The sequence below is a fragment of the Nonomuraea lactucae genome (assembly GCF_003313395.1).
GTDB lineage: Bacteria > Actinomycetota > Actinomycetes > Streptosporangiales > Streptosporangiaceae > Nonomuraea > Nonomuraea lactucae.
The window spans coordinates 1-12818 of record NZ_QNFZ01000123.1 but is presented as its reverse complement, the minus strand read 5'-3'; the positions used below and the strand labels follow the sequence as shown (position 1 = coordinate 12818).

Annotated in this window: 7 protein-coding genes; 3 read left to right on the top strand and 4 right to left on the bottom strand. The window is 71.3% G+C overall.

Going from position 1 to position 12818, the window contains the following annotated elements; all coding sequences use genetic code 11:
• Positions 1 to 247 precede the first annotated feature (247 nt).
• Complete coding sequence (locus DQW85_RS08500) at positions 248 to 487, top strand: hypothetical protein (protein WP_113699822.1); 240 nt, start codon at positions 248 to 250, stop codon at positions 485 to 487.
• 9 nt (positions 488 to 496) lie between these two features.
• On the opposite strand, the gene DQW85_RS08495 is transcribed toward DQW85_RS08500, so the two are convergent.
• The 4 genes from DQW85_RS08495 to DQW85_RS08480 all read right to left on the bottom strand — a co-directional run bounded on the left by DQW85_RS08495 (position 497) and on the right by DQW85_RS08480 (position 7574).
• Positions 497 to 3322, bottom strand: a complete 2826-nt coding sequence (locus DQW85_RS08495) for an NACHT domain-containing protein (protein ID WP_240197026.1) — start codon at positions 3320 to 3322, stop codon at positions 497 to 499.
• A gap of 25 nt (positions 3323 to 3347) precedes the next feature.
• Positions 3348 to 5477 carry an NACHT domain-containing protein gene (locus tag DQW85_RS08490; protein WP_162794837.1) on the bottom strand — a complete coding sequence of 710 codons (2130 nt, stop codon included), beginning with the start codon at positions 5475 to 5477 and terminating at the stop codon, positions 3348 to 3350.
• A 5-nt stretch (positions 5478 to 5482) separates the two neighbouring features.
• Positions 5483 to 6781 carry an MFS transporter gene (locus DQW85_RS08485; protein WP_113699819.1) on the bottom strand — a complete coding sequence of 433 codons (1299 nt, stop codon included), beginning with the start codon at positions 6779 to 6781 and terminating at the stop codon, positions 5483 to 5485.
• 91 nt (positions 6782 to 6872) lie between these two features.
• A complete protein-coding gene (locus tag DQW85_RS08480) occupies positions 6873 to 7574 on the bottom strand; it encodes a DUF4386 domain-containing protein (RefSeq protein WP_113699818.1) in 702 nt (233 codons plus the stop codon).
• A gap of 274 nt (positions 7575 to 7848) precedes the next feature.
• Here DQW85_RS08480 and DQW85_RS08475 point away from each other — a divergent pair, with 274 nt between their 5' ends.
• Positions 7849 to 10755: an AfsR/SARP family transcriptional regulator gene (locus DQW85_RS08475; protein WP_113699817.1), complete on the top strand. Its 2907-nt coding sequence runs from the start codon at positions 7849 to 7851 to the stop codon at positions 10753 to 10755.
• 264 nt (positions 10756 to 11019) lie between these two features.
• Positions 11020 to 12818, top strand: a 1799-nt coding sequence (locus DQW85_RS08470) for an SGNH/GDSL hydrolase family protein (protein ID WP_240197025.1), incomplete at its 3' end; no start/stop codon positions are given.

Genomic DNA, 12818 nt, shown 5'->3' with positions numbered 1-12818 from the left:
CCGACCCCGACGCGCTGGTGGCCGCCTATCGGGCCCGCCGCCCGGACGCGGTGGTGGCCGCCTATCGGGCCCGCCGCCCCGACGCGTCGGCGGGTGAGCTCCTCGCCGACCTCATGACCGGCGTCTTCGCCGAGGGCGGCGTCCGGCTGGCGGACGCTCACGCCGAGCGGGCGCCGGGCCGGACATACGCGTACGAGTTCCGCTGGCGCTCGGCCGCTTCGACGGCCGACTCGGCGCGTGCCACTGCGTGGAGCTGCCGTTCGTCTTCCACCAGACCCGGATCCCAGCCCTGCGCGGCCCCCGGGCGCTGCTCGGACGGGACGACCCACCGCCGGACCTCGCGCCGCGCACGCACGGCGCCTGGATCCGTTTCGCCGCCACGGGGGACCCTGGCCGGCCCGCGTGCGAGACCGGCGGCCGGGCCACGATGATCATCGACGAGGAGTGGCGACTGGTCCGCCGATGGCAGGACCGGTCCGACGGATGAACCGCCCCCTCAGCCAGTGGCGAGGACGATGGTCTCGGTCGGGGGGGACTGGCCTGTGGCGCGCCGTTCCAGCAGCGTGACACCGGCCGCGATCTCGTGGAAGGTCCGGCTGAGGCTGCCGCCGGCGTGGGCGTCGGCCTCGGCGGCCAGGCACAGCGCCGCCAGCCGTACGGCTGTCGCCGTCTCACGGCGCGGGCACCGCCGCTCGAACACCCAGGCGGTCTCCGCCAGGCCGCCGGCGACCTGGGCGAGCCACGGCGACGCGGGCGCGCGCAGCTCCAGGAGTTCGCGTCCGGCGTGCCGTGCCTGGTGCGGCAGGAGGTCAGGGGAGGGGGTGAACGCGGGCGGGGAGATCATGGCCTGCTGGACGAGTTCGCGCGCGAACTCGGGGAGCCACCGCGCCGCGGGAGTGTCGTGGCGCAGGACACGGGAGAGCGTCAACGACAACAGGCTTCCCATCACATGTTCCAGAGCCCGGTTGAAGGCCCGGTTGCGCGCGAGAGCGTCGTCGATGACGGGCTGGAAGCCGACGCCGAGCACCAGGTCCAGCGGCTCCACCGGGCCGGGGACGGCGCGGTTGAGGTCGTGGTCCAGGGCGGCGGCCAGGTCGCGGGCGCGGTCCGGCGATTCGTTCAGCGCCTGGTTGAGGTCGCTGATGACGGCCCTGATGCGGCCGAGGGGGAAGTTCTCGTCGAGCCGGCCCACGTGGTCCACCGTGCGGCCGAGGTCGAAGGCGTAGTCGAGGACCTGGTCCAGGGCGATGTCGAGGACGGGAACCAGGTCCAGGCCGTGCGCCAGGGCGCGGACCGTCACGATCGCCCGCAGCAGCAGCATCCGGATCAGGGTCGGGGTCGAGCGTGCGACGTCGTCGTAGACGTGCCGCGCCAGGGTCACGGGGTCGATCCGGTGCGGGTGGCTCGCGCCGGCCGGCGTCCACAGGACATGCGGCGGCCTTCGCCGTTCCGGCCCGGGCCGCGGTGTGTTCTCCGGCATCAGCCACGCGCTCCAGGCGGTGCCCTTCGGAGCGCGGACGTCGAGCGCGCGGCGGACCGCCGGGTCCTCCATCTCCTCGTGGCTCGGAAGCCGGTAGCCCGTCTCGGTCCCGGTGACGCCGTTGATCCAGTTCGCGAAGCCGAGGGCGTCGGCGCCCCGAACCCCGGCCACGGGGATGTCCCGGTCGCGCTCGTCGGGGACGGACCGGAGCGACGGCGGGCCGTCCGGAGGTGGGCACCCGGTGTCCTGCCGGTAGAGCCAGTAGATGCCGTGGGGGATGGGGCTGGCGCAGACCCGCCCGCCGCCGCCGGTGGCGATCAGGGAACGCAGGTGCCGGGTGGCGAGAACGGCCGCGAGCAGGCGGCGAAGACGCGGGTCCGCGTCCCGGGCGAACGCGGAGCCGAGCAGCTCGTCCAGGCGTTCCCGCAGCTCGGGGGCGAGCTGGCCGCCCTGCTCCGCGCAGTCGAAGGCGAGGGACAGCGCGGTGACGCTGCGCGAGGCCAGGCAGGCCCGCACGATCGGGTCGGTGTCGGCCCGCGCCGCGTACAGCAACGTCGTCTCCCGCCACCACAGGTCGTCCACCGCGTCGGCCAGGATGCCGGGATGCCCCTTGTCGCGGATGTGCGCGGCGGCCAGATATTCCTGGAACGTGTGGTGCACGAAGGAGTAGAGGCCGTTCTCCCGCTCCATCAGCAGCCCGTTGGACCCCACGTCGGCCAGGAAGTCCGGCACGGTCATCCGCGTGGAGAAGCGGCGGATCACCGGTTCGAGCTCGGCGACGACCTCGGCACGGGAAAGGTCGCGCACTCTCCTTGCCATCATCACCGACGCCAGCCTGCGCAGCAGCACCTCCTTCTCGTCCCCGCCCAGCTCCAGCGGGAGCTTCTTGGCCTCGTGCCGACGCCAGAGGATGACCTGGCAGATCTCGCCGTACAGACGCGCCCGGCTGCCCGGCAGCGCTCCCCGGTAGCGGTGCGCGTTGGCGATCATTGTCAGCAGCAGCGGGTTGCCGGTCAGATCGTGCAGCGCAGGGGTACGGTCGGTCCGGTCGAGCAGGTCGGCGGCCGCCGCCTCGGCGCGCTGCCCGGCCTCCGCCCCGGCGCCCCCCGCGCTGTGCGTCTCGACCACCAGGTACCAGCCCCTGACGAAGCGCGCCACCTGCTCGCGGGTGAAGCCTCGGACCTGGAGCAGTGCCGCCCCGGCGATCGGCGTGGCGAGGTATCCGTGGGGGCGTGAGGTGATCACGTAGTCGTTGCGCGGGTAGCGGGCGATCTGGCACTCCACCCACGCGGCGACACGTTCGCGGTCCTCCTGGCGAGCCACCTCGTCGAGGCCGTCCAGCATCACCACGCAGTCTCCGGCGTGCAGCCGCTGCTCCAGCCACCCGGCGGGCTCGGCGTCCCCGATGGCCTCACACGCCAGACCGGACAGCGCCGCGGCCGGGCGCGAGACGATCGCCCGCACGTGGTCGCGCAGGTACAGGACCATCGGTACGGCACGCCGCCGCCGGCCCAGGCGGGCCTGGCAGATGCGCCGGGCCGTGTGGCAGAGCAACGTGGTCTTGCCGCTGCCCGGACCGCCGACGATCGCCAGCACGGCGGGCTCCCGCCGGTCCAGCAGGTCCCGGATCGAGTGGCGCTCGGCCGTTCCGGACGGAGGGCACGCCAGCACGCCCTGGGAGATCTGGTCGGGCGTGCCGTACGCGAGGCTCACGTCGACGTAGACATCGTCCAGCCGGGGGGTGTGGAAGCCGATGGTGGCCAGGCCCTTGAGATCGATGAAGCGCAGGCTGCTCAGCAGGGACCTGCGGTAGCGCCACCCCGAGGGGACGACTCGCCGCATCAGCACCCGGTCCCACCTCCTTCCGTCAGACCCGTGCGATCACGATTCGTTCGCTGAACGGGGTGGCGCCGGTCTCCCCGGTCTCCGTCAGGGTCCACCTGCGCCGCGGTCCGAGGTCGCTGTGCGTCCACACGCTCCGCACGTCCGCCGCGATCAGCTTGCGGGCGGCGGCGTCGCGCATCTCCTCCTGGGTGGGCAGGCGGTAGAGGTCCTCGCCGAGGAGGTCGTTGACCCAGCGGACCAGAGCGGCGGCGTCCTCGGCGCGGATTCCCGCCACGGGCGCGTCTGGGTCGGCCGGCAGCGGCGTGCCCGGAGTGCGGTCGACGCCCGAATCCGCGACATCGCGCTGGAACAGCCGGTAGATCAGCGCGCTGATCGGCTGGACGCACAGGAGACCGTCGCCCGCCACCGGGGCGAGGCGATGCAGGTGCCGGGTGAGTACCACCCGGGTGTGCAGCCGGCGCCGTTCGGGGTCGATGTCGTCGCGCGGACCGCCGGTCAGCACGTCGGTGAGCCGCCGCCGCAGCTCAGGGGCCACGTCGGCGCGCTGCTCGACGCAGTCCAGGGCCAGGGTGAGGGCGCTGACCGTGCCGGATTCGAGCGCCGCGGCGATGACCGCGTCGGCGTCGGCCCGGGAGGAGTAGAGCAGCGTCGTGTCCCGCCACCAGACGTCGTCCACGGCGTCGGCGAGCACGCCGACGAGCCGGTGGTCGTGGATGTGCTCGGCGGCCAGGTACTCCTGGAAGGTGTGGTGCACGAAGGAGTGCAGGCCCGGCTCCTTCTCGATCAGCAGGCCGCTCGCGCCCACGTCGTCGAGGAAGCGGTCGGGCGGGACGGGCGTGGCCAGCCGCTCCAGGACCGGTGCGACCAGCGGAACGATCTCGCCGCGCGGCAGGTCGCGCACCTGGCGCTCCATCATGGCATAGGCCAGCACCCGCACGACGGTCTCCTTGTCCTCACCCTTGAGCTCGTGAGCGAGGTCCTTGGCCTCGTGCCGGCGCCAGAGCATCACCTCGCAGATGTCCCGGTACAGGTCGGTCCGGCTCCCCGGCAGCGCGCCGCGGAACCGGTGCACGTTGGCGATCATGGTCAGCAGCAGCGGGTTGGCGGTGAGGTCGTAGAGACCGGGGTTGGCGCGGAGCCTGCTGAGCAGGTCGGCGGACTCGGCCGCGGCCCTGGACCGCACGTCGTCGTCGCGCTCGCCGGTGCTGCGGCGCTCCACCGCGAGATACCAGCTCCGGACGAACCGTTCGACCTGCTCGTCGGTGAGCCGCCGCACCTGGAGCACGAGGGCCCCCTGCACCGGCGCGGTGCGGTAGCCGTACGGGCGGGAGGTGATCACATAGTCGTTGCCGGGGTGGTGCGCGATCTGGTCCTCCACCCAGCCGGAGATCTTCCGCCGATCCTCGTCCCTCGCGATCTCGTCGAGCCCGTCCAACAGGACCACGCACGCCCCCTCGGTGAACTGCCGCTCCAGCCAGGTGGGGGGCTCCGTGGCGCCGAGTCGGCCCAGCGTGGCGCGCGCCACCTCGGGGAGCGGCACGCGCGGGTCCCGCACGACGGCATCGACGTGCTCCCGCAGGTTGAGCAGGACCGCGACCCTGCGGCGACGGCCCTTCGGCGAGCTGGAGATGTCGCGCGCGGTGCGCCGCAGCAGGGTCGTCTTCCCGCTGCCCGCCGCCCCGGTCACCGCCAGGATCGCGGGCTCCGGCCGGTCGAGGAAGTCGCCGAGGGACAGCCGCTCGGTCACGTCGCCCGGGAGATCCGCCAGCGGGTCGCTCGACACGTCGTGCGGCGCACGCCTGGCCAGGTGCACCTCGACGAAGACCTCGTCCAGCTCCGGAGTGTGGAAGCCGACGGTGGGCAGCCCCTTCTGGTCGATGAACCGCAAGCTGCTCAACACGTACTGGGCGTACTGCCGGCCGAAGTCGGGGCGCGGCCATCGGCGGGCCGGAGCGGCGGGCCCGTCCTCCCGTCTGGCGTCCGCGATCCAGCGGCGATCGGCCACCGACGCCACGATCACCGACAGCAGGGCGACGCCGATCCACGGCAGGCTCCAGGTGCCCTCGTTCAGCACCTGGTTGACCGCCACGCCGATGGGAATCGTGAGCAGGGCGGTCGCGACGCCCAGCAGCGCTCCGCGCCGCCCCCTCATCCCGCTCAGCATTCCTCCAGGTCGATCGCCTTGGTCTCCCGCGCGGTGAGGTAGACCACGAGGCTCACCAGGCACAGCGCGGACACGTACCAGGGGAACAGGTCGGCGCGGTCGTTCCTGGTCAGCGTCTCCACCAGGTATGGAGCGGTCCCGCCGAAAACCGCGACGGTGAGCGCGTAGGGCATGCCCAGCCCGACCGAACGTACCTGCGTCGGGAACAGCTCAGCCATCGCCGCCGGGGCTATCGCCGCGTAGCAGGCGAACAGCACCAGCCCGGTGCTCATGACCGCGAGCAGCGACCAGACCGAGGAGTTGAGCAGGGCGAAGAGCGGCACCGTGAGGACCACATAGCCCGCGGCGAAGGCGATCAGCAGCGGCTTGCGGCCGAACCGGTCGGACAGCAGTCCGAAGACCGGGAGCGCCGCGATCATGGTCAACTGCGCGACGATGGACGCCCACAGCGCGGAGCCGGGCGATATGCCGTAGACCTTCTGCGCGTAGGTCGGCAGGTGGACGACGAAGGTGTAGTAGACCGCCGTCGCGCCGACGGTGAACCCGACCACGCGCAGCCCGCTGACGGGGTGGCGGCGCAGCATCTCCCAGGTGGGGCGGCGCACCCGCAGGTCTCTGTCGCTCAGGTAGGGGCCGGTCTCCCGCAGCGAGCGCCGCAGGTGGAGTCCGTAGAAGCCGAGCAGGGCGCCGATCGCGAACGGCACGCGCCAAGCCCACTCGGTCACTCCCTCCTCGCCGAACAGCCCGACCAGCAGCTCGGCGAGGAGCGTCGCCGCGAGTAAGGCCATCGTCCCGGTGACGTAGATGAAGCTGGAGTAGAAACCGCGGCGTCCCGGCGGGGCCACCTCGGCGAGATAGATGGACGCGGCGGCGAATTCTCCTCCGGTCGAGAATCCCTGAGCCATCCTGGCGGCGAGCAGAATGACCGGAGCCAGCATCCCGATTTCCTGATAAGTCGGGCATATCGCAATTGCGGTGCTCCCGCTCGCAATGATGAGCACCGAAAGGGTAAGCCCTTTCCGTCGGCCGTGCCGGTCGGTGAAGCCCCCCAGCACCACCGCGCCGAGGGGCCGGAAGAAGAAACCGACGGTGAAGATCAGCAGCGCCTGGAGATGCGCCGCGCCCGCGTTGCTCGGGGGGAAGAACTGCGGGGCGAAGAATATAGAGAAGATCGCATAGATGTGCCAGTCGAACCATTCGAGAATATGTCCGGCGGTCGTCGCGATGAGGCCGCGCCGCGACAGGGATCGGTATCCGGACTGCGAGGGGAACGTATCCTGACCAAGGCTCAAGCGGCCCTCCTCACTGCTTGAGGCCCAATGGCCCTCATTCTACGCTTTCAGCTCCGCATAGGAGGTGGGCCTGCGCCAGATACGCCTGTGACTAATATGCCTTTATAGGCATTTCATTCCCTCTCGCGCCGGCGGGTGGCGTGGCGGGGTCGAAGCCCCTGATGAGCAGCCAGAGCGCGAGAACCATCTCGTTCACCATCAGCGGCACGATGAGGACGGTGTGCAGCGGTGAGGAGAGGCCGAGCACGCCGAACATGACGAGGAGGCCGTCGGCCAGGTAGGGCACCACCGCGATCAGCGCCCAGGCCGAGATCAGCCGGGGAACGAGCCTTGACCGGTAGAGCACCCAGTTGAGCAGCAGGACGCTCAGGCAGAAGAAGATCGAACTCGTGGGATATCCCCAGGCGTCGTAGGTCTGCGACCACGAGTACGCCGCCTGGAGGCGCGCGTCGACGTTCGACGGGTCCCGGTTGACGGCCACCACCATGAGCGGACCGATGGCGCCGGGAAGCACGAGGACGACTTCGAGCGTCCTGAAGACGACGTACCCCAGCGCCGGCGACTCGCCGTGCTCCTTCAGCACGGGAAAGATCAACGGAGGGATCATCGCGATGGCGGCGGCCATGATCACTACCATGAGCGCACCGGTCGTCGTGGTCCGAGCGCCCTGTATCACGGCCTCTCGTGGGAGTTCTGTGCCCGGCTGCCCGAGAAGCACCACGCTCAGCACGCCCGCGGCCGTCGCGATGATGAAAAGGACACCGACGGCTCGTGCCGTTGTCCGCCTGCGCATACCCTGACTCCTATGGTCCGATGTCGTCCGAACGAGGGCTCGGTCCGGCCCGCTGGCTGCGACAGCGCCGCCGGCCGCACTCCCACCGTGATTTCCACCGTGATTTCCACGGTGACTCCCACGGTGACTCTCACGGTGACTCCCACCGTGGCCGAGCCCGGTGTGCCGGTGGTGGGCGGGCGGTGTGCTCGCGGTTGGGGGCGTCCCGCCGCCGCGTCGCCCGCGTGGCCGGGCCGTGGCAGGCTCGGCTGAGATCGAGGTTCGGGAGCAGCCTGTGGTCCGGATCCGGGTGTTCGGCGGCGTCGGTGCCGAGACCGACGACGGGCGGCCGATCGACGTCGGGTCGGGCAGGACCCAGGCACTGCTGGGCGCCCTGGCGATGACGCCCGGCTCCTCCGTCCCGGTCACCCGCCTCATCGAGCTGGTGTGGGGCGACGCGCCGCCGCGGACCGTGGCGAAGACCCTGCAGTGGCACATCGCCCGGTTGCGCAAAGGACTGGGGTCCGACGCCATCAGCCGGGTCGGCGCCGCGTACCGCCTCGACGTGACGCCCGACGCGGTCGACGTCGCACGCTTCCGGCGGCACCTCCGCGACGGTGACGTCGGCGCGGCCCTCACGGAGTGGACGGGAATCCCGCTGGCGGGCGTGGACGCCCCGGGCCTCGCCGCGATGGTGGACGGCCTCACGGAGCAATGGCTCGGCGCGGTCGAGGTCGACCTCGCCCGCAGGGTGGACTCCGACCCGCACGCGTCCATCGCCGCGTTGACCGAGCTGGTCGGGCGTCATCCCTACCGGGAGGGGCTCTGGGCCTTGCTGATGACCGCGCTCGCCCGCACCGGACGCCGGGGCGATGCTCTGGCGGCGTACCGGCAGGCCCGGAGCCACCTCGTCGAGCAGCTCGGGATCGAACCCGGACCGCGCCTGCGGGAGCTGGAATCGCTGATCCTCCGTGAGGACGAGCGGCTGCTCGAGCCTGACGCGTCCGTGTCAGGGCCAGCGCCAGCGTCGGCGTCGCCGTCTGCGTCCGCGCCAGCGCCAGCGTCGGCGTCGGCGTCGGCGCCAGGCGGGCAGGACGGCAACCTGCCGCGCCGCCTGAGTCCTCTCATCGGCCGGGACGACGCCCTCCGGACCGTCGACGACGTGATCACCGGGTCGACGGTGGTCACCCTGGTGGGGCAGGGCGGGATCGGCAAGACGCGGCTGGCCCTGGAGGCGGGGCGTCGCGTGGCCGCCGATCGCGGATGGCGTGCCTGGTTCGTCGAGCTGGCCGAGATGACCTCGTCCAGCGATGTGCCGCGCGCGGTGGCCGACGCGCTCGGGGTCGCGCAGCGGGCCGGGCGGAGCCTCACCGAGTCGATCGTCACCGCTCTGGGATCCCGTCCCGCGCTGCTGCTCGTCGACAACTGCGAGCACGTCCTCGACGGTGCGGCGCGGCTCGTCCAGGCCGTCGCCCTGGGCTGCGCCCATGTCCGCGTGCTGGCCACGTCCCGGGAGCGCCTCGACGTCGACGGCGAGCAGGTGCTCGTCGTCGGCCCGCTGGATCCCGCCGCGGGCGCCGAACTGTTCCATGTCCGCGCGCTCGCCGCCGACCGGACCTACGAGCGTGACGCGCACCGGGACGACGTCGCCGAACTCTGCCGCCGGCTCGACGGCGTACCGCTGGCGATCGAGCTGGCCGCCGCCCGCGTTCGCAGCCACCATCCGGCCGAACTGCTGGCCCGGGTCCACGATCACTTCAGGGCGACCGGCATCCGCCGGACCGGCGCACCGAGGCATCGCAGCCTGCGCGCCGCGATCCAATGGTCCTACGACCTGCTCACGTCTCCCGAGCAGGCGTTGCTGCAGTGCCTGTCGGTGTTCAACGGACCGTTCCGGCTCGACGCGGTGGAGGCGGTCGCCGACGGCTCGACGCGCGGCCCCGACGAGGTCGACGGCGTTCTGAGCGCCCTGGTCGACCGGTCCATGGTGACCGTCGAGCCCGGCCCGTTCGGTTCCCGCTTCCGGCTGCTCGAGCCGATGCGCCAGTTCGCCGCCGCACACCTGCGCGAACAGGGCCGCGTGGACCTGGCCGCCGAACGGCACGCGCGCTGGTGCCTGCGCGAGGTCACCCGCGTCGGTGAGCTCCTGGCCGGTCCTGGCGAGATCGAGGGGGTCGCCCGCCTGCGCGAGCTCTGGCCGAACCTGCGCGCGGCGGTCACGTGGGCGTGTTCGGCCGGCGATCCGCGGCTGGCCGGCGCGCTGGTCCGGCCGGTGGCGACCGAGCTCACGCTCCGCGGCCAGCAGGAGATCGGCGACTGGGCCGAGCGGATCCTCGCCATCGTCCCGCCGGACGAGGAGGACCTGCGGGCCTTCTGGCTTCTGTGGGCGGCCGAGCGCTACACCCAGAACGGCAACCCCGCCGGCTACGACGACCTGGCGGACCGCGTCGGCCGGCCCGACCGGCCGCTGAGCCGCTACGCTCGCGCGTACGTCCGCGGGGACGGCCAGGCCCTGAGCCGGTGGCTCCCGGTGGCCGCCGCCGACCTGCGCAGCCAGGGCGAGCCGTCCACGGCGGCGTTCCTCGAGATGAACTCGGCCGGGACGCTGCTCGGCATCGGCCATTTCGACCAGGTCGACCGGACCGTCTCGGCCATGGCCGATCGGTACCGCTCGCAGGGCCCGCCCACGCTCCGGCACTGGGCACTGCAGACCCTCGGCTATTCGGCCTCGTTCCAGGGACGGCCCCACGACGCTGAGCGATACTTCGACGAGGCGGCCACCTTCGACGTCCCTGAAGGCTCACTCTCGGCCAGCAAGGCCGTCCAGGCGCAGACGGCGTTCCGCCGCGGCCACCGGCGGCGCGCGTTCCGGATTCTCCGTGCCTTCATCGACGAGCTCGTCGCCACCGACAACGTGATCGCCGCCAGCGTCGTCTGCATCGAGTTCATCAACATGATGGCGGCGCTGGACCGTCACGACGAGGCCGCGCGCATGCTCGCGTACCTGGAGACGAGAAACGACTTCGGCGCCATGGCCGCCCGGACCCTCGTCGTCACCGCCGCCGACAGAGTCTCCGCCAGCCGGTACGGCTCCCACCCGCCCACACCGGGGAACCAGATCAGCGACCGCCAGGCCCTCACGTACATGGGCGACGTCCTCGACCGGCTGGCGGCGGACGGCATGGCCGGCCCGGGCGGGTAGCCCCGGCGGGAATCCAATCCGACTCGCAAAGCGCCGTTCCCTCCATGGTCATTTCGCGTTCCGTGGAAGAGGGGCGAGCTCTCCTACTCTCATCACCGCAATGCGGAGGTGCTCGGGCGTGCGACCCGGGGCGTCGACTACCTGCGACGTCGCGCGGACCGTCGAGTCGAGCCGTGCGGGTGGAGGTCTGACGGGTCCGGTGAGGCCGCGGGCATCCCGCTCCGTTCGATGGGAGTGAGTCCACGTGCCACCTGAGGCCCGCCCATGAGAAGTGCCCGATACTTCCACCGCCTGGTCGCGATCGGGATGGTGATCGTCCTGACCCTGGGCCTTACCAAGATCCCCGCCCAGGCGCAGTCCGCCTGCGGCCTGACCAAGTCCTCCAGAGCCGCCGTGACCATGTCCGGGAGCGTGGGCATCCGGTGCGGGGCGGAGGCCAAGGCCGCCGGGTCGACGCTGAACGTCGCCGACGGCGATCTGCTGATCGAGTTCACCTTCGACGACGTGGACGCGGACGCGCTCCACGCGGCCGTGGAGGAACAGCACCAGGACGAACTTCCCCTGAGCGAGGCCATCAACCGGGTGTACGAGGCGTCGAACGATGAGTTCCCAGACCCTGGATTCTCGTTCGACGGCTACGATTTCGACGGCACACTCGAGGCGCGATCCGACGGGGTGACCTTCGTCATCCTGGAGGACGACGTTCATGCCGAGCTGGCGTTGTGGGTGCGGACCATCATCACGATGGTGTCCGGATACGCCGCGCGTTTCCTGACCTACGCGATGTGCATTCCATGGTTCAGCGGGGCACCCCCGCTGGCCGTGCTGTGGTGCTCGAACCTGTCCGCCGGCGTACAGGCCGTCACCACCCTCCTGGTCGGTTACGCGCTCGTGCCCGGCAGCGCGCCGTCCACCAAGGAAGTCGTGCTCGCGGCCTTCGCGGCCTTCATTCTGGGCGTGATCGGTAACAGCGTCTGGGAGGCCTACGTCAAACCGTGGGTGAGCGGCAACCTGCGCAATGTGCTGATAGCCGTCGCCCGGTCCATCATCGACCTGTCGAAGAAGAGCTATGGCTGGTTCGGCAGCACGGTCAAACCCGCATTGGTCTCCATCGGTACCAAGCTGGGCGAGTATGCCGCGCCCGCCTTGGACTACGTCCTCCGCAAGGCGCGTGAGCTCGGCCTCTCGGTGACCGTCGCCAAGGTGCGGTTGATGCCGCTGGGTGACTCGATCACTCAGGGTGTCGGCAGTTCCACCAACGAGGGGTACCGGGCGCGGGTGTACGACCGCCTGAAGGGGTTCGGCCGCGAGGTCGATTTCGTGGGGACCATGGAGGACGGCTCGTTCGCGGACACCGATCACGAGGGTCATTCCGGCTGGCGGATCGACCAGATCCAGAATGACGCGGCGGACTGCTCGGTACCCGCGTACCGTCCGAACGTGGTGACGCTGCACGCCGGCACCAACGACATGAACCAGGACTACCAACTGCCGACGGCGCCGGAGCGGCTGGGCGGCCTGATCGACCAGGTGCTCAGCGACGCTCCGGACGCCACGGTGCTGGTGGCCACGTTGGTGCCGGCCACCAAGGACGGGTTGCAGCCGCGGATCGACGCCTACAACGCTCGGATCCCCGCGATCGTCAAGCAGCGCCGGAACCAGGGCAAGCATGTGCAGCTGGTCGACATGAGCGAGGTCACCACGGCCGACCTGTCCCAGCCGGCGCATCCGGGCGACAGCGGCTACCTCAAGATGGCCGACGCCTTCTATGACGCGATAGTCGACGTGGAGCAGAAGGGCTGGCTCGCGGCTCCGGTCTCCACTGGTTCACTGCCGGGCGTGCCGGGGAGCCTGCCGCCGTGCAGCTCCGAGCCGGACCAGTCCAAGGCCGGGCCCGGCTGGCGGGCGCTGGGCGTGATCGCCACCGGCATGACCACGCCTGAGGGCCGCACCGACATCATGGAGTTGGACGGCGACAACCGCGGCGACTACGTGCGGATCGCCGACGGTGGCGGTTTCCGTATCGCGCGCAACACTCCCGGACAGCCCGGCCAGCCCGTCTG